This window comes from Alistipes sp. ZOR0009 (genome assembly GCF_000798815.1).
Lineage (GTDB): Bacteria > Bacteroidota > Bacteroidia > Bacteroidales > ZOR0009 > Acetobacteroides.
On sequence record NZ_JTLD01000026.1, the window covers coordinates 1 to 22,952 of the forward strand.

21 protein-coding genes and 3 tRNA genes are annotated in these 22,952 nt (G+C 43.7%); 15 read left to right on the forward strand and 9 right to left on the reverse strand.

All coding sequences use genetic code 11. The annotated features are described in order from the left end of the window. Positions 1–203: 203 nt before the first annotated feature. Positions 204–1,733 (reverse strand): M20/M25/M40 family metallo-hydrolase, encoded by a 1,530-nt coding sequence (locus L990_RS08595; RefSeq protein ID WP_047447714.1) that lies wholly within the window; start codon positions 1,731–1,733, stop codon positions 204–206. Between the two features lie 317 nt (positions 1,734–2,050). Here L990_RS08595 and L990_RS08600 point away from each other — a divergent pair, with 317 nt between their 5' ends. Next, on the forward strand, positions 2,051–3,436 hold the full coding sequence (locus tag L990_RS08600; protein ID WP_047447717.1) for a S8 family peptidase: 1,386 nt from the start codon (positions 2,051–2,053) through the stop codon (positions 3,434–3,436). A 227-nt stretch (positions 3,437–3,663) separates the two neighbouring features. Further along, positions 3,664–4,908 (forward strand): TCR/Tet family MFS transporter, encoded by a 1,245-nt coding sequence (locus L990_RS08605; RefSeq protein WP_047447719.1) that lies wholly within the window; start codon positions 3,664–3,666, stop codon positions 4,906–4,908. Between the two features lie 910 nt (positions 4,909–5,818). On the opposite strand, the gene L990_RS08610 is transcribed toward L990_RS08605, so the two are convergent. Then, a tRNA-Gln gene (locus L990_RS08610) sits at positions 5,819–5,891 on the reverse strand. A gap of 129 nt (positions 5,892–6,020) precedes the next feature. On the opposite strand from L990_RS08610, the gene L990_RS08615 reads away from it, so the two are divergent. Beyond that, positions 6,021–6,320, forward strand: a complete 300-nt coding sequence (locus tag L990_RS08615) for a hypothetical protein (RefSeq protein WP_047447721.1) — start codon at positions 6,021–6,023, stop codon at positions 6,318–6,320. Between the two features lie 66 nt (positions 6,321–6,386). Here L990_RS08615 and L990_RS08620 read toward each other — a convergent pair whose 3' ends face one another. Next, entirely contained in the window at positions 6,387–8,081 is a 1,695-nt protein-coding gene (locus L990_RS08620) for a glutamine--tRNA ligase/YqeY domain fusion protein (RefSeq protein ID WP_047447723.1), read from the reverse strand. A 195-nt stretch (positions 8,082–8,276) separates the two neighbouring features. Between L990_RS08620 and folB the strand changes: the two genes are divergently transcribed. The 4 genes from folB (at position 8,277) to L990_RS08635 (ending at position 9,288) form a co-directional block, all read left to right on the forward strand. After that, the gene (gene folB / locus L990_RS08625) at positions 8,277–8,630 is read left to right on the forward strand and encodes a dihydroneopterin aldolase (RefSeq protein WP_047447724.1); all 354 of its coding nucleotides are present in this window, start codon (positions 8,277–8,279) and stop codon (positions 8,628–8,630) included. Between the two features lie 15 nt (positions 8,631–8,645). Next, positions 8,646–8,861: a cysteine-rich CWC family protein gene (locus L990_RS20630; RefSeq protein WP_081981654.1), complete on the forward strand. Its 216-nt coding sequence runs from the start codon at positions 8,646–8,648 to the stop codon at positions 8,859–8,861. A gap of 28 nt (positions 8,862–8,889) precedes the next feature. Further along, positions 8,890–8,960 (forward strand) — tRNA-Cys (locus L990_RS08630). A gap of 64 nt (positions 8,961–9,024) precedes the next feature. Beyond that, positions 9,025–9,288, forward strand: a complete 264-nt coding sequence (locus L990_RS08635) for a cupin domain-containing protein (protein WP_047447726.1) — start codon at positions 9,025–9,027, stop codon at positions 9,286–9,288. 45 nt (positions 9,289–9,333) lie between these two features. Here L990_RS08635 and metK read toward each other — a convergent pair whose 3' ends face one another. Further along, positions 9,334–10,590 (reverse strand): methionine adenosyltransferase, encoded by a 1,257-nt coding sequence (metK, locus tag L990_RS08640; RefSeq protein WP_047447728.1) that lies wholly within the window; start codon positions 10,588–10,590, stop codon positions 9,334–9,336. 333 nt (positions 10,591–10,923) lie between these two features. On the opposite strand from metK, the gene L990_RS08645 reads away from it, so the two are divergent. From L990_RS08645 to L990_RS08680, 8 genes are all read left to right on the forward strand, one after another. Then, entirely contained in the window at positions 10,924–12,225 is a 1,302-nt protein-coding gene (locus tag L990_RS08645) for a DUF5074 domain-containing protein (protein ID WP_047447730.1), read from the forward strand. Continuing rightward, positions 12,225–12,821 carry a hypothetical protein gene (locus L990_RS08650; protein WP_047447732.1) on the forward strand — a complete coding sequence of 199 codons (597 nt, stop codon included), beginning with the start codon at positions 12,225–12,227 and terminating at the stop codon, positions 12,819–12,821. Before L990_RS08645 ends, L990_RS08650 begins: the two co-directional genes overlap by 1 nt. 10 nt (positions 12,822–12,831) lie before the next feature. Continuing rightward, positions 12,832–13,608 carry a radical SAM protein gene (locus tag L990_RS08655; protein WP_047447734.1) on the forward strand — a complete coding sequence of 259 codons (777 nt, stop codon included), beginning with the start codon at positions 12,832–12,834 and terminating at the stop codon, positions 13,606–13,608. 9 nt (positions 13,609–13,617) lie between these two features. After that, a complete protein-coding gene (locus L990_RS08660; RefSeq protein WP_052180865.1) occupies positions 13,618–14,595 on the forward strand; it encodes a glycosyltransferase in 978 nt (325 codons plus the stop codon). A gap of 51 nt (positions 14,596–14,646) precedes the next feature. Beyond that, positions 14,647–15,471, forward strand: coding sequence for an SDR family oxidoreductase (locus L990_RS08665; protein ID WP_047447736.1), 825 nt, complete (start codon positions 14,647–14,649; stop codon positions 15,469–15,471). A 96-nt stretch (positions 15,472–15,567) separates the two neighbouring features. Then, positions 15,568–15,846, forward strand: a complete 279-nt coding sequence (locus L990_RS08670) for a hypothetical protein (protein WP_047447738.1) — start codon at positions 15,568–15,570, stop codon at positions 15,844–15,846. A 124-nt stretch (positions 15,847–15,970) separates the two neighbouring features. Continuing rightward, positions 15,971–16,852, forward strand: a complete 882-nt coding sequence (locus tag L990_RS08675; RefSeq protein ID WP_047447740.1) for a cation diffusion facilitator family transporter — start codon at positions 15,971–15,973, stop codon at positions 16,850–16,852. A 103-nt stretch (positions 16,853–16,955) separates the two neighbouring features. Further along, complete coding sequence (locus L990_RS08680; RefSeq protein ID WP_047447742.1) at positions 16,956–17,219, forward strand: zf-TFIIB domain-containing protein; 264 nt, start codon at positions 16,956–16,958, stop codon at positions 17,217–17,219. A gap of 36 nt (positions 17,220–17,255) precedes the next feature. Here the strand turns inward: L990_RS08680 and L990_RS08685 are convergent, their stop codons facing one another. The 5 genes from L990_RS08685 to L990_RS08705 all read right to left on the reverse strand — a co-directional run bounded on the left by L990_RS08685 (position 17,256) and on the right by L990_RS08705 (position 22,952). Continuing rightward, positions 17,256–18,437, reverse strand: coding sequence for a tetratricopeptide repeat protein (locus tag L990_RS08685; protein ID WP_047447744.1), 1,182 nt, complete (start codon positions 18,435–18,437; stop codon positions 17,256–17,258). A 49-nt stretch (positions 18,438–18,486) separates the two neighbouring features. Further along, positions 18,487–19,095 carry a hypothetical protein gene (locus tag L990_RS08690; RefSeq protein WP_047447746.1) on the reverse strand — a complete coding sequence of 203 codons (609 nt, stop codon included), beginning with the start codon at positions 19,093–19,095 and terminating at the stop codon, positions 18,487–18,489. A 3-nt stretch (positions 19,096–19,098) separates the two neighbouring features. Beyond that, entirely contained in the window at positions 19,099–20,538 is a 1,440-nt protein-coding gene (gene rpoN, locus L990_RS08695) for an RNA polymerase factor sigma-54 (protein ID WP_047447748.1), read from the reverse strand. A 25-nt stretch (positions 20,539–20,563) separates the two neighbouring features. After that, positions 20,564–21,961, reverse strand: coding sequence for an asparagine--tRNA ligase (gene asnS, locus L990_RS08700; RefSeq protein ID WP_047447751.1), 1,398 nt, complete (start codon positions 21,959–21,961; stop codon positions 20,564–20,566). A gap of 933 nt (positions 21,962–22,894) precedes the next feature. Next, positions 22,895–22,952: transfer RNA gene (locus L990_RS08705), tRNA-Lys, on the reverse strand.

Sequence of the window (22,952 nt, forward strand, 5' to 3'; positions counted from 1 at the left end):
CCCCACGGCAGCGCGTTAACGAGTCCTTCATCCCTCTAAAGCTAATACTTACCACAAAGATAGGAGGGGTGTTTTTTTAGAATGAAAGATAAACTAGGAAAAAAGTATCTTTAAAAATGCCTCAACATTGCTCAAACTCCGTCACTCTAAAATAAAAAAGCATAGCCGAATTATGGCTATGCTCTATATTTCCTTTCAAAAGATTATTGTCCGTTTGCGAAATCTAGCATATTGAGGAAACTCAACCGAACTATTTTTTGAATTTTTTCTGGGTCTATCTTATCTGGGGTGTCGGTTGGCTTATGGTAATCGGGATGATTGCCGGCTGCCCATCCCATAAATACCACGCCTCGCTCATAAAAAGGCCCATGATCGCTCCAGTAACCACCCTCCGTTGCCGCATTTGTAAGTAAAAGAATATTCCCTAGCCTTTTATTATTCCTTTCCACGATCTCCTTTATTACAGGTTGCCTATCGAGATAAAAGAAATGAGCACGAACTCTTGCCGTATCATCAACCGCATTACGACCAATCATGTCGTAATTTACATACATCGCTGTTTGGCTTAGCGGTATTATTGGATTCCTCGCATAGAAGGTAGATCCCACTAATCCCTTTTCTTCGGCTGTCCAAAGGGCAAAAATTACGTTTACTTTTGGCTTTATGCCCGACTCTTTCAGCGCCTTTGCCAGCATTATTATACCAGCGGTACCACTTGCATTATCATCGGCACCTGGATATACTACGCCATTCCATGTTCCGTGGTGATCGTAATGAGCTCCTACTATAATACACTTAGTGGTATCCTCGCCTGCAATCATCCCCAAAACATTTCTATCTCGCAATGGGGTTCCCTTAATTTTGGCCGACAAGCTAATCTTAATAGGTAGCTTAACACCCTTAAACTTAAAATCAACGGTGTTAATATCTAACCCATGCTGCTTAAAACCTTGGTAAACGAGTCCTTTATTCAGGTTTACCCTAATAGTAGGCGATTTAAAGTCGTTAGAAGGTAGCGAAAGGTTGTCTTCGAAGAAAATGGTAGGCTTAGCATTAGGCATCTTACCCATGAGATCCTTTGCATTTCGCAAAAAGATGACGGCAGCCGGTTTTCGTTTTGAAATTTCAGCCTCCTGACTTGCCAGAATAGCCTCTTGCTTTTCGTTACTTAGCCCTTTGAAGTGGCTAAATCCCGCCAAATCCTCCTTCCCTACAGGCTGAACAACCACAATCTTACCTTTAACATCCAACTTTCCGTAAGAATCGATACCATATTCGGGTAAACTTAGCCCGTAACCTACAAAAACCACATTGTCGGATAGCGAAAACCCGTTACTCAGCCTTCTATTAGCAATAGAGAAGTCAATATTAGGAGTTGGTAGGATACTTCCCTGCCCCGCATCGATAGAAAACTGCCAGTCGAAAGGTTGGGAGTACCTTACTATATCGAAATTTTGAAAGTAGGTTTTCTTACCATCAGCAACATCGCCTGCGGGCTGTATGCCGTATTGAGTAAAGGCTGCGGCGATATATTCGGCAGCTAACGCGCCTCCGCGTTGAGATGGATAGCGCCCTTCGAGTAGCGGCGATGCCAAAAAGTTTACATGCGCCTTAATGGCGGACGTTGTCACCGCATCTAGCCCCCTTTGTATGGCTTGGTCTTGCGCCTGTGCCCCGATAGAGGCCGCTAAAAGTGCTACAAGTAGCGTAAAAATGGTTAGTGTTCGCTTCATTATTCGTGTTTAGAGGAATTACACGGCAAAGAAGTAGAAAATGTACCTATAGAATTCCTAAAAAACATGCATTAAACCAAAAAAAGGCTTCGAAGAACACCTGTATAAAGCCTCATCCATCATGCTTTTCGTAAATAGCTATTACAGTTTGTGTGTTAATTATAACATCTATTTATACCTGATGTTATCTAAAAAACAACACAGATTGCTTAACATCAAATCAAAATAAAAATATATGTAAAAATTAATGGCAAAAAAATAAACATACTTTACACAACTAGCGTTAATGTTATCGTATAAACAAAACATTTCTATCTATGAACGTAAAATTATTGTGTATTTCGATGCTCGTTGCAGCATCAATGCTAATCGTTGGCTGCTCGAAGCAGGACGATTCTGTTAATGTAAATTCTTCGCAGAAAGAATTTAGTGTTGCTCCTTCCCAGAACTTTGTTCCTGGAGAACTAATCGTAAAGTTTAAAGATGGACAAACCTTGAAGTCAAAAACTAACGTTATGCAAGCTTTTGGCGGTACGGTTGTTCAAAAGATTTACGGATCGAAGCTAAAAGGAACCGACAACGGTGCCGTTTATCTTTACTCCATCAAAACATCGATTGAGGAAGCAATTGCAAAGCTAAATCAAATGCCTGAGGTTGAATTTGCAGAACCTAACTACATCTACAAAACACAGGTAACCTCCAACGACCCTTACTTTACCAACGGTTCGCTTTGGGGCATGCAAGGTGATGCCTCGACACCCGCCAACCAGTACGGGTGCCAGGCTGCAGAGGCTTGGGCGCTTAACCACACCGGTTCGTCGACCGTGTATGTGGGTATAATTGACGAAGGTTACATGTACAACCACGCCGATTTGGCCGCCAACGCAGGTGTTAACCCTGGAGAAATTGCCAATAACGGCATAGACGATGATGGCAATGGCTACATCGACGATGTTTACGGCTGGAACTTTGATGGAAACAACAATGCCGTGTTTGATAGCGCCGGCGACGAGCATGGTACGCACGTAGGAGGTACTATAGGCGGTGTTGGCGGCAATAACATTGGTGTTGCTGGCGTATGCTGGAATGTAAAAATGCTTAGCGGCAAATTTTTAGGCCCTAACGGCGGTACATCGGCCAACGCAATTCTTGCGATCGACTATTTTGTTGACTTAAAGACAAGACATAACCTTAAGCTGGTTGCCCTTAACAACTCGTGGGGCGGCGGAGGCTTCTCGCAAGCCCTTAAGGACGCTATAGACAGAGCTTCGGCTGCTGGTATCCTATTTATTGCAGCTGCAGGCAACGGCGGTTGGGATGGAATTGGCGATAACAACGACAGAACCCCAAGCTACCCTGCCAGCTACACCAGCTCCAACATTATTGCGGTGGCTTCGATCACCTCATCGGGCGGCAGATCCTCCTTTTCGAACTATGGTGCTACCTCTGTAGACATAGGTGCTCCAGGGTCTAACATTTACTCCTGCATGCCACAGTCTGGCGGAGGTTCGACCTACGGAACTATGAGCGGAACCTCGATGGCTACGCCTCACGTTACAGGTGCTGCAGCTCTTTACGCGTCTACTCACCCTAATGCCACAATGGCTCAAATTAAAGATGCAATTTTAAATTCTGCGGTTGCGACAACATCTCTTAGAGGTAAATGCGTAACTGGCGGACGTCTAAACGTTAGCGGTTTCTAAATCTATGGGGGAGGCAGAGAGATTTGCCTCCCTTTTTACTGCCCACAGAAAGAAAGAGCGGTTTTGCCAGCAGCTGGTAAAGCCGCCTTTCTTTTTAGCCCCCCGTAAAATCCGTTTAAGCCCCTTTTCACGCAATTTATCCTTCCTATTTTACCTTTTGTCGATTTTTGGTGGCGCATAAAATTTGGTATTCGTTTCTTTGCATCAAATAAGAAGTATATAATAGAATGTCAGTAGCCAAAAAACCAGCGTTAGGATTCATTTTCGTAACAATTCTTCTGGATGTAATCGGTTTTGGAATTATAATCCCGATTCTACCTAAGTATATAAGCCATCTTACCGGCGGCGACCTAAGCAACGCCTCCCTGTATAGCGGTTGGCTTATGTTTTCGTTCGCCATCATGCAGTTTATCTGCTCGCCGATACTTGGAAACCTGAGCGACAGGTTTGGTCGCCGGCCAATTCTTCTTGCATCGCTTTTTGGATTCGGAGTAGACTACCTCATCATTGCTTTTGCGCCTACCATAGGTTGGTTATTTGTTGGACGCATCTTAGCGGGAGTTATGGGCGCCAGCTTTACCACTGCGGCCGCCTACATTGCGGATATTAGCACCCCCGAAAAGCGTGCGCAAAACTTTGGCCTCATTGGCGCCGCCTTTGGGCTGGGATTCATTATTGGTCCCGCGTTGGGAGGTGTTTTAGGGCACTACGGGTTCCGTATTCCCTTTTACGTGGCAGCTGCGCTAACTTTTATCAACTGGATATACGGCTACTTCGTGCTGCCAGAGTCTTTGTCTAAACGAAATAGGCGCCGCTTCGACATAAAGCGCGCCAACCCCATTGGGTCGCTCAAGCAGCTGCGCAAGTACCCCATCATATCGGGCTTGGTGGCCTCGCTCATCTGCATTTACCTCTCCAACTACGCCACGCAAAGCACCTGGACCTTCTTTACGATGGAAAAGTTTGGTTGGAGCGAGATGATTGTTGGCCTGTCGCTGGCCATGGTGGGCTTATCGGTAGCCATCGTGCAAGGTGGGCTGATACGGGTTATTAATCCGAAGCTTGGCCCCGTTAAATCCGTATACTTTGGACTTACCTTCTCGGTGCTAGGGCTTCTACTCACCGCATTTGTTCCTCAAGGGTGGATGCTCTTTGCCCTAATGCTACCATTTTCGTTAGGAGGCGTTGCAGGACCTGCCATACAGGGAATCATCTCCAACCAAGTCCCCGCCAACGAGCAAGGAGAGCTTCAAGGTGCTTTAACGAGCCTTATGAGCCTTACTTCTATTATTGGCCCCCTTTTAATGACCGGATTATTCTCCTTCTTCACCTCTAAAAGTGCCCCAGTATACTTTCCTGGAGCCCCATTTGTAATGGCAGCCCTTTTAGTGCTACTTGGGGGGATGCTAGCAAAAGGTACCCTTAGCACCATAAAGCATAAGGAGAAACCAGCAGCACCTGCAGAGGAGTAGGAGAAGCGTAAGCGCACCTTAAACGAAGATAAAGCACGCATAGCCGTACTAAAATCTTTTAAAAACACGAATAAAATGAGCTACGAGCATGCTAAAACGGGTTTAAGCACCGTTAATAGCATCTAGTAAGTAAGATATTCCCTTTATTTCAAGCTAGGCAGGCATCTCTTTACCCTTTAATTACCTGTATACCAACAAAAGAGATGCCTGCCTTATACTTATACCCACCTCAATAGGTGCTACCCTACTTAGCGGGTTGCCTACCGCCCTCCGCAATCGGATAAGAAATGCAGGACAACAATACGCAGCCCTTCGAAGCATCCTAATGCACCAAGCGGCTACCTCAACGCCTCTCGACATGTAGCAGCAGCGCTCGCCACCAGCTAGAATACCTTCAAAATAGATGGGCGCGATATAGTAATACTCTACCAGCCTTCCGAAAAAAGGTTACCCCGTTTCAAAAGAACTTTCGGTATTTAGCAGCACAAGCGAGGCCTTTAGCCAAGCATCTACGGCGTTTAGCTGAACGTTGGCTGCATTTAGCTGCAGGTTTCCGGCCTTTCGACAAAGGTTTCCGAATCGTAATTGCTTGTCTATCTTCCGGAAATGTGCAGCTAAACGCCGGAAACGCGCAGCTAAACGCCGGAAAAACGTAGCTAAATGGCGGAAAGAAATGGCTAACGGATGAAAAAAGGTGGCAGAAGCCAGAAACGAGCTGCTAGAGATCGAAAAGTAGCAGCTAAGAATGGCCAGCGGGCTACTAGGTAGATTTACGCGCTGCTAAACGACATCCACTAGCATTTATCCCTACAAAAAGAGGTTTGTACCAGCCCAACGCCAATACAGAGGTTTGCAGGCGCCTCCTAAACCCACCTAAAACAAAAAAAGGTAGCCGTAAGCTACCTCTTAGTTGTCCTATCAGGGGTCGAACCTGAACTCTTCTGATCCAGAGTCAGACGTGTTGCCAATTACACCATAGGACAATGTGCGCGCAAAGGTAAGCGCGATGCGCTATCGTTATCCCGTTTAACAAAAAAGTTATCCACAAAACGAGCAATATTTACATTTATTAGCTACATTAGGGGGTGTCAAAAAACTTAAAACTAACTATTATGAATTCAGTTGTTGTTAACAATGGCAAGGCTGACATTGTAAAAGACGGCCAAATTGTAGGTTCAATTGGGCATGGCGAGATTATTTGCGCCGAACTTAGTCCAGATAATTCGCTAATCCTTTGCGTAACCGATCAGGGCAAAGTTGAGCTGCGTAAGGAGAATGGCTCGGTGCACAAAAGCGTTGCAACCAACGCGGTATACGCCACATTCGAGGGGCACGATGTGCTGGTAACCACCATGAAGGGCAAGCAGGAGCTGCGAAAGGAAAATGGAAGCTTGATAAAGGTTGTGGGGTAACCCTCCACCTGCTAAGAATAAAAAAGGCGAATCGTAACGATCCGCCTTTTCTTTTATATGGTTAGCTTACTTGGCAGCAATTTTTGCCCACGAATCTTTCAGCGTTACGGTGCGGTTAAACACCACCTGCTGCTCCGAAGAGTCGCTATCTACACAGAAATAGCCGATACGCTCGAACTGGAATGTTTTACCAGCGGCATGGTTGGCCAAATCTGGCTCTATAAGCGCCTCGATCACCTTTAACGAGTCGGGATTCAAGAAATCCTTGTAGTCTTCCTCTTCGGTAAGGTTGTCCATGTCCGATCGGGTAAATAGGCGGTCGTATAAGCGCACCTGAGCCTTCTTGGCATGCTGCGCAGATACCCAGTGGATGGTTCCCTGAACTTTTCGACCATCAGGAGAGTTTCCTCCGCGCGATGCAGGGTCGTAGGTGGCATGCACCTCGATGATGTTACCATCAGCATCCTTTACCACATCGGTTGCCTTAATAAAGTAGGCGTAGCGTAGGCGTACTTCCTGTCCAATGGCTAGGCGGAAATACTTTTTAGGGGCAACTTCCATAAAGTCGTCGCGCTCTATAAAAATTTCGCGGCCAAAAGGCACCATACGGCTACCTGCAGCGGCATCCTCGGGGTTATTAACGGCTTCGAGCTCCTCCGATTGGTTTTCGGGATAGTTGGTGATAACCACCTTAAGCGGATTAAGCACCGCCATGCGACGCTCGGCACGCTTGTTCAAATCTTCGCGAACGAAAAACTCTAGCAGCGAAAAGTCGATCACGTTGTCGCGCTTGGCAACGCCAATACGCTCAGCGAAATTACGGATAGCTTCGGCAGTGTATCCACGACGACGGATACCCGAGATGGTGGGCATACGAGGATCGTCCCAACCGGTCACGTAGCTGTTTTTTACCAGCTCGAGCAGCTTACGCTTGCTCATTACGGTGTAGGTAAGGTTCAAGCGGGCAAACTCGTACTGCTTAGAAGGGAATATCTCCAAATTGTCGATAAACCAATCGTAAAGCGGACGGTGCACGTCGAATTCGAGCGTGCATATAGAGTGGGTAATCTTTTCGATAGAGTCGCACTGGCCGTGAGCCCAGTCGTACATGGGGTAAATGCACCACTTATCGCCCGTACGGTGGTGATGGGTGTGGATAATGCGGTACAGCAGCGGATCGCGGAAGAACATGTTGGGGTGAGCCATGTCAATCTTGGCGCGAAGCACGCGTGCGCCGTTTTCGAACTCGCCATTCTTCATGCGTTGGAATAGGTCGAGGTTTTCCTCAACGGAACGGTTACGGAAGGGGCTTTCGGTACCTGGCACGGTAACGGTTCCACGTCCCTTACGAATCTCCTCCTGAGTTTGATCGTCAACGTAAGCTTTTCCCCTTCTAATAAGCTCGCAAGCCCATTCGTAAAGCTGGTCGAAGTAGTCGGAAGCGTAAAACTCGTTGGCCCACTCAAAGCCTAACCACTTTACATCATCCTTTATAGAATCTACATACTCCACATCCTCCTTCACAGGGTTGGTATCATCGAAGCGAAGGTTGGTTGCCCCACCATATCTTTTTGCCAAACCAAAATTTAGGCAGATAGACTTTGCATGCCCAATATGTAGGTAGCCATTAGGCTCTGGAGGGAAGCGAGTCAAAACTCTTCCGTCGTGCTTACCACTCTTAATATCCTCTTCGATAATCTCCTCAAGAAAGTTCAGCGTCCTTTCTTCAGCACCTGAAACTTCTGCCTTATTGTCGCTCATACGTTTGTAATTTCTAGTATCTACAACCGGTTGCGCCGGTTGGAACTACAAATATATACAAAGTGATGCTTACTAGCGGAATAATGTTCCATAAATCGCGCAATTAAGGTTCAAAGGCGGTTTTCTGAAAAGGAACAAGCCTCGAGATATCCCTCCAAAATCATTTAAACCATTACCTTTGCCAAAAAAAGAGAAATGCAAGGTATCATAGAAATAGAGAACATGGAGTTCTACGCCTACCACGGCTGCTTTGAAGAGGAGGCCATTGTAGGCAACAAGTTTAAGGTTGATTTAACCATCGAAATGGATGCTGAGGTTCCATCCAAAACCGACAGCATTGGCGATGCCGTAAACTACCAGCTTGCCTACAATATCGTAAAGCGCGAGGTTGCCATCCGTTCCCACCTGCTCGAGCACGTAGGGGGCCGAATTATTGAAGGTATCTACAATGAGCTCTCGGGCGTACAAAAGGTTAAAGTAAAGGTTTCGAAGATGAATCCACCAATGGGAGGTGCCATCGAAAAGGTAAGCGTAACGCTAATAAAGTAGACAACTGGACAGCCCATGCTACGTGATGAGGAAAAGATAAAGCAGAGCGTTTGCCCACAATGCGGGCAAACGTTTACCTGCAGCACCGCAACAGGCAAGTGCTGGTGCCAAAATTTTAGCATCTCGGATGAGAATCTTAAGCTACTTAAAACGAGATATAAAACCTGCCTATGCCCCTCCTGTTTAGCTGCATTTAGCGAAAAAGTTAACGACTCCTCTTGCAAACGCTGATTTTTTTCTATCTTTGCACTCGCAATCGGGTTTCGTGGCCGAGTGGCTAGGCAACGGTCTGCAAAACCGTGTACAGCGGTTCGAATCCGCTCGAAACCTCAACAAAAGGCTGAATGATTTTCATTCGGCCTTTTTTATTTTTGCAGCATCAAAATCGGAAGTCATGAAAATGAGAGTAAGAAAACCGACCGAATCCGAAGCGGCCATAGCCAAAAGTTGGGAGATTTGGACGTGTGAGGCCAGCACCTTTCCTTGGCACTACGCCCAAAAGGAGGTGTGCTACATTCTTGAGGGCGAAGTTAATGTTGAAGATCCACAGGGCAACATCATTTCATTTGGTGCAGGCGACTGGGTGGAGTTTGATGCCGGCCTAACGTGCACTTGGCACGTCAAAAAGCATATCCGAAAGCATTACCATTTCGAATAAAAAAGGGGAACCTAACGGCTCTCCTTTTCCTTATATCAACTTGGATTATAAACCAAATTCTTTCTTAAGCAGCTCTACGCTATCCAACTTTTCCCAAGTAAAGAATTCAACTTCCTTCTCAACCTGATTGTTTAGCGGCCCAACAAATATTTTACGAGTAAACGGATCGCGACCAAAGTGTCCGTAAGCAGCCGTTTCTTCGAAAATTGGATTCTTTAATCCAAACTTCTCCACAATCTTAGCTGGACGAAGATCGAACAGCTGCGCAACCTTAGCGCTAATTTGTGCATCGGTTAAACCTTGTTTTGCGGTGCCGTAGGTGTTTACATAAACGCTTACTGGCTGAGCAACACCGATTGCGTAGGCAACCTGTACCAACACCTCGTTAGCTACACCTGCAGCAACAAGATTCTTGGCAATGTAGCGGGCAGCATAAGCAGCCGAACGGTCTACCTTAGACGAATCCTTACCGGAAAATGCGCCACCACCGTGAGCTCCTTTACCTCCGTAGGTATCTACAATAATCTTACGACCTGTAAGACCGGTATCACCATGAGGACCTCCAATTACAAACTTGCCAGTTGGGTTTACGTGAAGAATGATATCCCCTGTAAATAGCTTTTGAACGCGCTCGGGCAGAAGAGCCTTGATGCGTGGAATAAGGATATTTTGAACATCAGCCTTAATAGTTTTCTGCATCTCCTCATCGCTAGCAAACTCGTCGTGCTGAGTAGATACTACGATGGTATTGATGCGCTCAGGCTGGTTGTTATCGTTATACTCTATGGTAACCTGCGATTTAGAGTCTGGACGTAGGTAGGTCATTTCCTTACCTTCGCGACGAATCTTTGACAGCTCCAGAAGCAGCATGTGCGAAAGAGTCAACGAAAGCGGCATGTACTCATCCGTTTCGTTAGAGGCATATCCGAACATTAGTCCTTGGTCGCCTGCGCCTTGATCGCCTGCACCCTTTTCCTCTTGGCTAACGCCGCGGTTAATATCTGGAGACTGCTCGTGAATTGCAGAGATCACCCCGCAAGAGTCTCCGTCAAACTTATACTCGGCCTTGTTGTACCCAATTTTGTTGATAACCCGGCGAGCAACATCCTGAACGTCTACATAACCCTCGGTGTTAACTTCGCCGCTGATTACAACCAAACCTGTAGTTACAAGCGTTTCGCAGGCAACCTTAGAGTTTGGATCTTGGGTTAAAAATTGATCAAGAATTGCATCCGAAATTTGATCGGCCACCTTGTCTGGATGTCCCTCAGAAACAGACTCAGATGTAAATAAGTATCCCATTTCTTTTTAAACTGTTTGGTAATTGAACAATAAATCAGAAAGGATTTAAGGATGGACAGAAATACTATTTAGTTTTAGCATTTTTTTCTGTGGTTGCAAGCATCCAAATCTTTCCACATGAGGGCACAAAGGTAATAATTGTTTTATTTTTTTCTCCATCAGAAAAGTAATATAGCATTACGCCCTAAATCGTTATTGATTATTATGACTATAACGATTTTGATTTAAGCTCTTTAGCTCGATCGGGTGTAAAAACCTGCTTTGCATTCTGATTATTTATCTTTACAAACTATATTTGCTATAGTATTCAACAGCATTCGAAAACATTCCATAATGGTAAAATACTTTCGTATTTATGTACTTCTAGCGGTAGCGGCGGTAGCGGCTACAACAATACAGTCATGTACAAAATCCGACTTCACTGGTCCAACATTAGCAAGCAACGATGTAAACAACAAGCGCACCTTCACCATAAATCCGGATGAAGAAATTACGTTAGAATCGAAATTTATTAAACCCGAGCAACTCTCGTTTGAATGGAGCATGGAAGGGCAGATTCTAGCAAAAGAGGGAACCTCCTACCGCTTTAAATCAAAGGAATCGGGGAGCTACATCGTTACACAGCGGGTGTACAATGGTATTGCCGAAGTTTACATCGACTACTATATTACCGTTCGCGGAACATATGATAGCGGCACCTTCATCTTTACCAACAACAGCACCGAATCGCAGCTTACCTTTATTAATAAGGACAACACGAAAGTTGACGAGAATGCCTACAAGACTGCCAACCCTGGAAAATCGATTGGAGCCAAAATTTCTTCGGCAACCGCATTCTATGGCAAAATGTACATTCTTACCGAATCGGAAATTATTGTGCTAAATGCCATCACCTTAAAGGAGATTAACAGAATAGCTACCCCAGCCAAGCCAAACTACCTTATTAATGTAGATAGGTCGAGCGCGCTTCTTAGCACAGATAAGGGTGTTTACCGAGTTAGCATCAGCCCTCTAGCAATAACCGGTCAGGTTCTTGGTCTTAACGGAAGAGTTGGGATGATGGTTAAGAACGAGAACTACGTGATGGCGCTTACCCTTAATGGCCTTGCAGCCATCAACAAGTCAACCTTGCTGCTAACCCGATTTATAAATTCAGGAAAATTGGGCCTCGTTGCCGATATAGCAGGAAACGTTTGGACTACCAACGAGGATACAATCATCTCGGTTAGCCCTACGCTTTACGTTACGAAATTTAAAAACACTAATAGTCCGCATGCCACCGCTTCTTGGAATCCTTGGAACGAGGGCACTTTAACCCTCTCTACCACCGAAAATGCGCTACTTTTCATTAAGGCAAACGATAATGGAACTCCATCGCAAACCATCTGCAAAGTAGATATTAGCAACCCTAGGAATTTGGGGATTACCGAATTTATAACACTTCCTAAAGACAGGCAGTTTACAGGAATTGGATTTAGGATAAACTCAGAGAACAACATTGTAGCTTCAACCGTTAATAGTTCGGGCAACGACCCGCAAGCGGTAATATACCGTTCGGGTGATGCAACGCTAGTAACTACCGTTGCAACCACAGCAACCGATGTTAAATCGTTCCTTTTCAATAAAACGAACTAATGCGAAAGATTTCGGCTCACTACATCTTTGGTGTAAACGAGACCCCAGTTAAGTTTGGGGTGATAAGCCTGAATGGGAAGGAGGTTGTCTCTATTAGCCAGCCTGTAGAAAGACTAGCCGAAACTGCGCAAACGGAGTTTTATCCGGGTATAATCATACCAGCCATAGTCAATGTAGCAACTACAAACGAAAGCATCTGGCTGCCTAAAAATGATGCTGCTATAGAAGAACATCTAAAAATGTCGACCAACATTCCTTCGTATGCAGTTGTTACAACCGAAAATATTTGCAACCTTTCGGAAGAATCGCTGCAAAATCTTATGCAAAAAGGGACGAGATTGGTACTTGGAAGCGTAACGGACAACCATCCAGTTATTCTTTTTAGGCTAATGAGCAAACTCTCCGAAAAGTTGTCGGAATTATCCTTTTCGGAAATTGTAAAAATAGCAACAACGAATGGAGCCAACGCGCTAAATCAGCCTCTGCGGGGGAGTATAAATCCTCCAAAGCAGCCAGGGATATGGCACATATCGGGCTTCAACTTTGCAAAAATGAGCATCGACCAAAACTCAAAAATGACAGTTCTAATAGACTAACAATGCTTGTATGGCAACTTTTTTATTCGAAAAAATAGTATTTGGCCCCATAAAAAGCCGCCGATTAGGTAGCTCATTAGGCATCAACCTGCTACCTGTGGACAGTAAACTTTGTAACTTTGACTGCATCTACTGTGAATGTGGATGGAATGACACCTCCGCAAAAAAGGCCTTTCATCCACGCGAAGAGGTAAAAGAAGCACTCAAAGCGAAACTAGAGGAACTCAAAAAATTTCATAACCTCCCCGATGTAATCACCTTTGCTGGCAACGGAGAACCGACCATGCACCCAGACTTTGAAGGCATAATTGATGATACTATCGCATTACGCAATGAGCATTCGCCTAAAACAAAAATTGCCGTGCTTTCCAATGCCACTCTAATTGGACGCGAAAAAGTTTTTAATGCACTAAAGAAAGTAGATCAAAACATTTTAAAGTTAGATTCTGCATTTGAAGAAACGGTGCTGCTAGTCAATAAACCTCATGGTGAATACTCTACCGCAAAAGTGGTGGAACGTTTAAAGGAATTTAAAGGACAGGTTACCATACAAACCATGTTTTTACGAGGAACTTTTGATGGAAAACCGGTTGATAATACCACCCATCAAGAGATTGAGGCATGGCTAAACCTTTTGGCAGAAATAAAACCTAAAGAGGTGATGGTGTACACCATTGATAGAGATACTCCAGCGCCAGATCTCGTTAAGGTTCCTGCAGAAGAGCTACATGCTATAGCCCATACCGTAACTAATAGGTTGGGCATACATACACAAGTATCAGCATAAACCCAAACCATGAAAGTGCTAATCGCCCCGCTTAACTGGGGCATTGGGCACGCCGCCCGATGCATACCTATCATACAGCACCAGCTTAAAGAAGGGAAAGATGTGCATATTGCATCCGATGGAGAAGCACTGGATTTACTCAAAGCCTACTTTCCTAAACTCACCTTTCACGAGTTGCCACAACTAGCAATTACCTATACCAAGCGCCTCCCGCTATATTTTAAATTTCCGATTATTGCATTAAAGGTAATGTGGCACTACCGAAAAGATAAAAGAGCAATAGCAATTCTACAGGAACAAGAGCAATTTGACATTATCATCTCGGATAATCGCTACGGAGTGAGAAGTAAAAAGGCGAAGTCCTACATTGTTACCCACCAGCTAAAGGTGGTAAACAAACGGCTCATCCCAATGGAATGGCTCTCTAAGCATATCATTAGACGACTTATAAAACCTTTTAACACCTGCCTCATCCCTGATTATGAAGGCATAGACAACCTTACAGGCATCATTAGTCAGCCACCACTTGGGATTACTTATTTATATACGAAGCCTCTTTCTCGGTTTCCGATTGATAGCCTTCCGATCCCGCTACCCAACTACCAGATACTAGCCATCTTATCGGGACCAGAACCCCAACGATCACAACTCGAAAATATCATACTCGATCTAGCCTCCCAAAGTAGTAAAAGCGTGATGCTACTTCGAGGAACAAAGCAGGCGCACCCAATCACGGCTAGCATCAATGTAAAAATACTCGACTTTGCAGGAGATTCTATGCTGCAGTCGCTAGTATGCAATAGCCAAACCATTATCGCGAGAGCAGGCTATAGCACCATCATGGATCTAAATGCGTTAAAAAAAGGTGCGGTACTGATTCCAACGCCTCATCAACCCGAGCAGGAGTACCTAGCACAATGGCTCGATGGCAAGCGAGGATTCGAATACTGCTCGCAACGTAAAAAAGATTTAGAGAAATTTTTCTGATTTTGGTAGCCGCAAATTGGTTAACCATCAGCACTTACCCCAACAACAGCTATGCAAAAAACCGTACTCATCACCGGCTCTTCAAGCGGAATAGGAAAAGCCACCGTGAAATATTTTCAAGAAAGAGGCTGGAATGTAGCAGCAACTATGCGCCAGCCTGATAAAGAACAAGAGCTTCGCGCTTTGCCTAATGTAAAACTCTACACATTAGATGTTACCAATAACGAAAGCATAGATAACGCCCTACAGCAAGTAACAACGGATTTTGGTCGTATTGATGTACTAGTAAACAATGCTGGCTATGCGGCCATTGGCATCTTCGAGGCTGCAGACAGGGATATCATTCAACGTCAATTCAACACCAACGTATTTGGACTTATGGCAATGTCTAAAGCAATTCTTCCTATTTTTAGAAAGAACAAGGGGGGAACTATCGTTAATGTAGCCTCGGTAGGAGGGCGCCTTTGCTTCCCGTTGTATAGCCTATATCATGCTACGAAATGGGCTGTTGATGGTTTTTCAGAATCGCTACAATACGAACTTAAACCATTTAATATAAAAGTTCGTATCATAGAGCCAGGACTTATTAAAACCGATTTCTACAGCCGCTCACAGCAGGTACTAGCCATGAACGAAGAACCTGAATATGAGCAGCTGCTTTCTAAAGGAGAAAAAACGATCTCCAACTTTACCCAAATGGGCTCGAATCCCGAGACGGTTGCTAAATGCATCTATAAGGCTGCCATCTCCACTAGCGGAAAGCTGCGCTATCCCATAGCAGGAGGAGCTCGACTGTTTCTTCTTATGCGTTGGATTACCCCCGATCGCTTATTCAGAACTTTTGTACAAAAAGTATACTTCGGTCGCAAAGCCTAAACAACATCCTAAAAACCCAACAAACTTCAATAATCTACCCATGCACAAGAGGAGTTTTAATGAGAATTGAGCCCTTTTTCTTACTTTCGTCGGCTAATGAGTAAGCTAAAACACATCGTCGCTATACTGCTGCTCGGGCTAGCACTGCTCGACTGCATCGATGTGTGCATGATAACCAGCAACAGCGAACAAATTCCTTTTTCGAAAAATTTTGCAGCTGCCGTTGCCCTGCACCACCACCACCACGAGGATTTAGCAAACACTTACACCTACGAACTTAGCACAAAGCTAGAAAGTCTACCCAACACATGGATAGAATATAGCCTACCTCTTTTTTATTGCTACTCTTGCCGCATATGGCAGCCTCCTCAATAACAACAGGTAATAACTAAAGATACAAAGTTCATCCGTTTACCATTGTGTTGCTTTTGGCTCGCAATGGCTATACCATATTGTATCCTGAACAAATCAAAACAAACAGCAACTTAAATAAATCGCAATGTCTTCTGAAAAGAAAAACGTAGCAGGAATTTCCGTGTTGGCAGCCATATTTCTAACAGGATTCAAGCTCGTAGTTGGACTACTCACTGGTAGCTTAGGGATACTATCCGAAGCGCTTCACTCTGCTTTAGACATGGTAGCTGCAGTTATCACCTACTATTCCGTACGCATCTCCGACCGTCCAGCCGATAAAAATCATAACTACGGCCACGGTAAGGTAGAAAATCTCTCTGCGCTAATAGAGACAATCCTGCTTCTGGTAACCTGCATCTGGATTATCTACGAAGCTATAAGCCGTTTAATTTCAGGCAACACCCATATAGAAGTCTCTGTATGGAGTTACATTGTTGTGGTATCATCCATCATTATTGACGTTACCCGTTCTAGAGCTCTATACAAAGTTGCCAAAAAGCATAACAGTCAAGCACTAGAGGCAGATGCACTCCACTTTGCAACAGATATATGGAGTTCCGCAGTAGTCTTATTTGGCTTAATATGCGCCCATTTTGGCTTCCATTTTGCGGATTCAGCAGCAGCACTTGGCGTTGCAATCATCGTACTCAGCGTCTCGTACAAGCTTGGACGTAGAGCCGTAGATGTTCTACTCGACCATGCTCCCAACGAACTTTATCAACAAATAAACGGTTTACTGAGAGAAAATGAAGAGGTGAAATGCTACCACGACCTAAAAGTTCGCGTTGCAGGTGCTGATACGTTTGTAAATGTAACTGTTCATTTACAACCAACACTGAGCTTAAGCCAAGCGCACGAAATATCTCATAAAATAGAAAGACACATATGCAGCGCCATTCAGCGCTGTGAGGTACAAATTCACTACGAACCCAACGACGAGGAGCACAAATTAGAAAAGCCCTTTTAGTGTGAAGTGTTTATTACCTAAAGTTCCTATATTCGTGAAAAATGGTAGCAACTCTCCCTAAAAGAGGGTGCATCATTTTTATTAATCACTAAATATTTATGCTATGAATTGCCCTTTATGTAATGTTCCCCTAATGATGGCCGATAAGCAGGGGGTAGAAATAGATTACTGCCCTAAATGTCGCGGTATTTGGCTCGACCGTGGAGAGTTAGAGAAAATTATCGAGCGTTCTCTTCAGCCTGGCTTCGGGTACCACGACGACGACCACTACAACAAACATCATGATAGCCATAAGTCGCCTTTTAGCCACGACAAATATCCTAACAAGCATAAACGAGGGTTTCTTGGCGATCTTTTCGATTTTTAGTAATAGCAAACGCAGCCCTTTGTGGCTGCGTTTATGTTATTGGGGATTAACCCAATTCTCATACTCTAGCGTCTTCTCCTTAATCCACTCAATATAACGAGGATTGTCTTTCATAAAGGAGGCATTTGCTTTTATATTTCCCATAACCTCTGGTGTGACATAAAAGTTGCTAGAATAAGCTTCGAGAATATCCATCATGGCACCCGCATCTTTTAGTTCGAGAGCCTCATTTATAAGCTGGTGATGCATCTTTTGGTAGGTTGGCATGTCCTGCATTACCTGCTTAGCAAAAGCGACAAATCTTACAGCATTATTCATTTTGCGATTTAAAACTGCCCTTTGGTAGTTTAAAAAGATGTCGCCACCAATTAGTTTGTCGATAGAATTAACAGTCTCAAGGCATTTAGAATACTCCTTTAAGCTATCATAAATACTCAAAAGCAGCATGTAGGTCGCAATATTGGAAGAATCTTTTTTGATAAAAAACTTAGCAGCATCCAATGCCTCTTTATTCCTATTTTGAAGAGCTAACGCTTTTACATGCTGTATGCAATTAAAGCCATAATCTTGCTCCTTTTCTGTTAGTTGATTGTAAAGATTTGTAGCCTCGGCATAGCTCTCGTTCTTTACAGCATTGGTAAACCCAATTTGGACATTAACCCTTGGATCCGAACTTCCATATTGAACTGTGCTTTCTAGAATGCTTTTCATTACCGTACTTAAGTAGCTAGATGTTGAAAAAACAAAAACATCTGCTACCGAAAAAGTATCCCCGTTGCGCAGCAGCTCTAAATCGAAATAACCAAAACTACCTCCAGAAACATAGCGATAGATTAAATGCGGTCTATCGGATTCCGACCAATAGTTACCTATCCAGCCAATATTATCAACAACATCATCAGGAAATGGGAAAATCGATTTTTTTAAATCCTTTTCGAAATACATTTTAATGTTCTCGATATCGGTTGATGGAATATGAGCAATAGAGGTACTATCCAGCTGGCTCCAAAGTTCCGCAAAAAAATTTTCCATACTCAGATGGTCAATTACAATTTGAGGATATCCATTATTCACCGAGTCAATAATCATGTTCGAAAAGCGTTCAAGATTTGATGTTTCTACAGAATCGACCTGATAAACAGCCTTATCTTGCCCCACAACAAAATATGGAGCAAGCCCCAATAAAAGCATAAAGAGGCCAATAGCTGATCGCTTCATTTTAATGTCGTTAAAATTTATATAGGAAAAGGACTAACCCAATAGCCCGCTAAAACAGGTAAACAGTACAAAGCATGGTAAACATCCCCAAGGCATATCCACCCGCAATCTGCTTAATATTATGCTCCCCAAGGTAAAGCCGAGATGTTCCAATAACTCCACTAAAAAGAAAACCAATCAGCAGGAAGCCGACAATACTGGACAAAAGTTTGAGTATAATAAAAAAGATAATGCCCATAATTCCGCCTATTCCCACCATGTGGATGCTAATCTTCCAAAAAAAATTGATGACCAAGGTACACAGTACCGCCAATGTTGACCCTAAAAGAAAGAGTTTGATGATTTTAGGCAAGTCTACTCCACCCAAGAAGTAAAGGGTAAAAGCAAACAAAAGAAAGGTAAACAAAAGAGGTAGTACTCTTTCCTGCTTTTCGGAAAAATTATAGTCCTTAGCCATTTTCCGCTTAACAAAAATCGGGAGTAGGAGCATTGGAAAAAGCAGCGTATTAGCCATCACCACCATGAGCACATACTTTTTTACCTCCCAAGGAACAAAAGTTACCACACTACCAGCCTGAAACATAATCAGAATACCGTAGGTAGGCATAAAAAGAGGATGCAACAAAAAGCTGAACGTTTTTGCCAGCACTTTAAACATAGGCTATAGCTCCTTTCGTAGTCGTGCAACGGGAATATTGAGCTGCTCACGATATTTAGCCACCGTTCGACGAGCAATTGGATATCCTTTTTCTCTAAGAATCTCCATTAACGCCTCATCTGTAAGCGGTTGTTTCTTGTTTTCAGCAGCCACACATTCCTCCAAAATGGTTTTAATTTCTCGCGTCGAAACCTCCTCTCCGCTATCATTTTGCATGCCTTCGGAGAAAAAATATTTAAGCGGATAAATCCCAAAATGCGTTTGAATATACTTGCTATTTACAACACGTGAAATAGTGGATATATCTAGCTCCGTAACGGCAGCGATATCCTTAAGAATCATGGGACGCATTCTAGTTTCATCTCCCTCCATAAAATACTCACGTTGAAACTCAAGAATAGCGTTCATCGTAAGCATTAGCGTATTTTGCCTGAGCTTAAGAGCATCTATAAACCACTTCGCCGAATCAATTTTCTGCTTAACAAACGTCACCGCTTCCTTATCCTTTTTGGTAGATTCGGCTTTCTTGGCAACGTACTCCTTCAGCATCACCTGATAATCTTTGCTTATTCTTAACTCGGGCTGGTTCATGGAGTTTAGCGATAGTAGCAGCTCTCCATCTTTAAGTTCCAACAGAAAATCGGGAATAATATGCTCCGCATAAACGCTATGAGGATCGTTATAGCTGCTCCCTGGTTTGGGAGTTAAGCTTATGATCTCATCAACCGCATCACGGAGCTCGTCCTCCGTAATTCCCATCCGGCTTGCTATTTTTTCGTAGTGCTTTTTAGTAAATTCTTCGAAAAAGCTATCCAAAATGGTGGAGGCATTACGCACAGAATCCAACGTCTGATCCTTATGGCGAATCTGTATTACCAGGCATTCCTGAAGCGTTCGAGCACCAACACCTGCAGGTTCAAAATCCTGAATAATGAGTAGCACCTCCTCCAACTCCTGTTCTGTAACCTCTATATTAAGCGCGAAGGCAATATCATCAACAATATTTTCAAGAGGACGACGAAGGTATCCATCATCATCTATACTGCCAATAAGGTATTGCCCCAACGCCTGCTGCCTCGATGTTATTGGGCGCAACCCCATCTGATTTTCGAGGCTCGTATGAAAATCAATCCCTACAGAAAATGGGATGGTGGACTTACTAATATCTTTAGAGAAGTTGTTAGCATACAACTTGTAGCTTGGCGTATCGTCGTCATTTATGTACGTGTCGATATTTGAGAGGTTGTCTTCCTGTGTTTTAGCTGCCATTTCGGCCTCATCCTTCACATGGTCGGCCCCCTCTTCAAGTACAGGGTTAACCTCCAGCTCTTCCTTGATACGCTGTTCTAGCTGTATAGTAGGAAGCTCCAGCAGCTTTATCATTTGAATTTGCTGTGGCGATAACTTTTGCAGTAACCGTTGCTGAAGGTTTAACTTTTGCATTCTAACGTAACTCTATAATTAACAATTAAAACTCTGCGTTATTCGGAGTTCTTGGGAATGGAATCACATCACGAATATTCCCCATACCGGTAACAAATAGCAGCAAGCGCTCGAAACCTAACCCAAATCCAGAGTGTGGTGCTGTTCCAAAACGGCGGGTATCTAAATACCACCACATATCCTTTTCAGGGATTTCGAGCTCAGCAATACGTGCTTGAAGTGTTGTCAAACTTTCCTCACGCTGCGAACCTCCTATAATCTCGCCAATCTTTGGGAAAAGAACATCCATTGCACGAACCGTCTTTCCATCTGGATTTTGCTTCATGTAGAACGCTTTGATTTCTTTTGGATAGTCGGTAAGAATTACCGGTTTCATGAAATGCTTTTCCACGAGGTAACGCTCATGCTCTGACTGAAGATCTAGCCCCCAACTTACAGGGAATTCAAACTTCTGTCCACTAGCCATCAAAATATCAATTGCTTCTGTATACGGTAAACGGACAAAATCGTTGCTAACCACAAATTTCAAACGATCAATAAGCTCTTCATCATACATTTTGTTCAAGAACTCCAGATCTTCCATGCAGTTATCCAACGCATATTGAATAAGCGACTTTAAGAAATCTTCCGCAAGATTCATGTTATCCACAATATCGTAGAACGCCATTTCTGGTTCAATCATCCAGAATTCAGCCAAGTGGCGAGGCGTATTCGAATTTTCGGCACGGAAGGTTGGACCGAAGGTGTAAATCTCCGACAACGCCATTGCACCAAGCTCGCCTTCAAGCTGTCCTGAAACAGTTAGGTTGGTCGATTTTCCAAAGAAATCCTGCGTATAATCTATCTTACCCTCCTCAGTCTTAGGAAGATTGTTTAAATCGAGTGTAGTAACCTGAAACATAGCACCAGCCCCCTCTGCGTCCGACCCCGTTACAATTGGTGTGTGCAGGTAGAAAAATCCTTTGGAGTTAAAGTAGTTATGTATAGCAAACGCCATTGCATGACGAATACGAAGTACCGCACTAAACGTGTTAGTCCGTGGGCGCAGGTGAGCTATTTCACGAAGAAACTCAAGCGAGTGCCCCTTCTTTTGCAATGGGTAGGTATTGGGATCTGCAGTTCCGTATATCTCCAGTTCTTTTGCCTGTATTTCAACACTCTGCCCTGAACCTACTGATTCTACTAAAGTTCCTACAACACGAAGGCAAGCACCTGTCGTAATCAGCTTAAGCATCTCCTCGTCAAAATTCGACACTTCAACCACGACCTGGATATTATTAATCGTAGAACCATCATTTAATGCAATAAACGCTACGTTCTTGTTGCCACGCTTTGTGCGTACCCAACCTTTTGCCGTCACTTCGCTTCCAACTTCCTTGGAGCGGAGCAGGTCTTTGATTTTAAGTCTTCCTCCGGGTTGCATTACTATCAAGTTAATTTTTACATTTCGAAACTCGACAAAGTTAAAAAAATAAGACTTTTTGCCACGGCCTACCATCCACTCATTTTATCCGACGGTGGTAAAGTAAGCTAATGCAGCAGCATCGCCAAATCAAACTTAACACATAAATTCATGAAAACACGATTCCTTAAGATTATTTTTGACGACAGACAGCTCATAAAACAAGTACATTTGCCTCAAAATAGAGACAACATCCGACTCTTTTCACCTACTTACTTTGCTATGCCTAAAATTCAGTTTTAACAAAAAGACACTTCAAAAAGAAAAGAAAATTGCAACTTAACTCGAAGGGTCTTCGTAAAAGTAACTGAAAGCAGATGGAATAATAAAGAAACACCAATGGGGTGTTTGTTGGACTACAGATCTGGCCAGTTATGCAAAAGTTGTGGTTTTGGCTTGGCCCCAACTTTTTACTTACAGCAACACGTAGACTAGGATGCTACAGCGGGTAAAACCACTGCCGAATTGGAGTTACACAAGCCTGGTTCTTTACTCTTATCTGTTGTAGGGCTCCTTTGAGAGGCTGCAATTTAGAGGTGGATTCATTCAAGGAAAAACCTTTTAAAACGTTAGCTGGTGCTAACACCCTGATGCAATGTTATCCACTCAACTCTCAGAATAATTATCAATCAAGGAGGCTACTTGGTAAAAGATAAAGACCAAAGTTAACCTAATTATGCCGCAACGACTTACCTCGTTGTATTTATAAAGATGACTAAACTTTCAATCGTATTGAACAAGTAAAGGTAAGAGTAGCGGTTAACCTAAATGTTTTTAAATGACGTTGACTGAAGAAAATGAAACTTAGAGAGGCTACCATCTTAGAAGATTGTAGCCTCATTTTTATTATAGGCAACAAAAAAGGGAATCCTAACGGATTCCCTTTGTCGGTTCGGTGAGGATCGAACTCACGACCCCATGATTAAGAGTCACGTGCTCTACCAACTGAGCT

What these genes read in the sequence shown, in the direction of transcription:
- L990_RS08595 (WP_047447714.1), bottom strand. Translation starts at nt 1,733, where the DNA reads ATGAAGCGAACACTAACCATTTTTACGCTACTTGTAGCACTTTTAGCG.
- L990_RS08600 (WP_047447717.1), top strand. Translation starts at nt 2,051, where the DNA reads ATGAACGTAAAATTATTGTGTATTTCGATGCTCGTTGCAGCATCAATG.
- L990_RS08605 (WP_047447719.1), top strand. Translation starts at nt 3,664, where the DNA reads ATGTCAGTAGCCAAAAAACCAGCGTTAGGATTCATTTTCGTAACAATT.
- L990_RS08615 (WP_047447721.1), top strand. Translation starts at nt 6,021, where the DNA reads ATGAATTCAGTTGTTGTTAACAATGGCAAGGCTGACATTGTAAAAGAC.
- L990_RS08620 (WP_047447723.1), bottom strand. Translation starts at nt 8,081, where the DNA reads ATGAGCGACAATAAGGCAGAAGTTTCAGGTGCTGAAGAAAGGACGCTG.
- folB (WP_047447724.1), top strand. Translation starts at nt 8,277, where the DNA reads ATGCAAGGTATCATAGAAATAGAGAACATGGAGTTCTACGCCTACCAC.
- L990_RS20630 (WP_081981654.1), top strand. Translation starts at nt 8,646, where the DNA reads ATGCTACGTGATGAGGAAAAGATAAAGCAGAGCGTTTGCCCACAATGC.
- L990_RS08635 (WP_047447726.1), top strand. Translation starts at nt 9,025, where the DNA reads ATGAAAATGAGAGTAAGAAAACCGACCGAATCCGAAGCGGCCATAGCC.
- metK (WP_047447728.1), bottom strand. Translation starts at nt 10,590, where the DNA reads ATGGGATACTTATTTACATCTGAGTCTGTTTCTGAGGGACATCCAGAC.
- L990_RS08645 (WP_047447730.1), top strand. Translation starts at nt 10,924, where the DNA reads ATGGTAAAATACTTTCGTATTTATGTACTTCTAGCGGTAGCGGCGGTA.
- L990_RS08650 (WP_047447732.1), top strand. Translation starts at nt 12,225, where the DNA reads ATGCGAAAGATTTCGGCTCACTACATCTTTGGTGTAAACGAGACCCCA.
- L990_RS08655 (WP_047447734.1), top strand. Translation starts at nt 12,832, where the DNA reads ATGGCAACTTTTTTATTCGAAAAAATAGTATTTGGCCCCATAAAAAGC.
- L990_RS08660 (WP_052180865.1), top strand. Translation starts at nt 13,618, where the DNA reads ATGAAAGTGCTAATCGCCCCGCTTAACTGGGGCATTGGGCACGCCGCC.
- L990_RS08665 (WP_047447736.1), top strand. Translation starts at nt 14,647, where the DNA reads ATGCAAAAAACCGTACTCATCACCGGCTCTTCAAGCGGAATAGGAAAA.
- L990_RS08670 (WP_047447738.1), top strand. Translation starts at nt 15,568, where the DNA reads ATGAGTAAGCTAAAACACATCGTCGCTATACTGCTGCTCGGGCTAGCA.
- L990_RS08675 (WP_047447740.1), top strand. Translation starts at nt 15,971, where the DNA reads ATGTCTTCTGAAAAGAAAAACGTAGCAGGAATTTCCGTGTTGGCAGCC.
- L990_RS08680 (WP_047447742.1), top strand. Translation starts at nt 16,956, where the DNA reads ATGAATTGCCCTTTATGTAATGTTCCCCTAATGATGGCCGATAAGCAG.
- L990_RS08685 (WP_047447744.1), bottom strand. Translation starts at nt 18,437, where the DNA reads ATGAAGCGATCAGCTATTGGCCTCTTTATGCTTTTATTGGGGCTTGCT.
- L990_RS08690 (WP_047447746.1), bottom strand. Translation starts at nt 19,095, where the DNA reads ATGTTTAAAGTGCTGGCAAAAACGTTCAGCTTTTTGTTGCATCCTCTT.
- rpoN (WP_047447748.1), bottom strand. Translation starts at nt 20,538, where the DNA reads ATGCAAAAGTTAAACCTTCAGCAACGGTTACTGCAAAAGTTATCGCCA.
- asnS (WP_047447751.1), bottom strand. Translation starts at nt 21,961, where the DNA reads ATGCAACCCGGAGGAAGACTTAAAATCAAAGACCTGCTCCGCTCCAAG.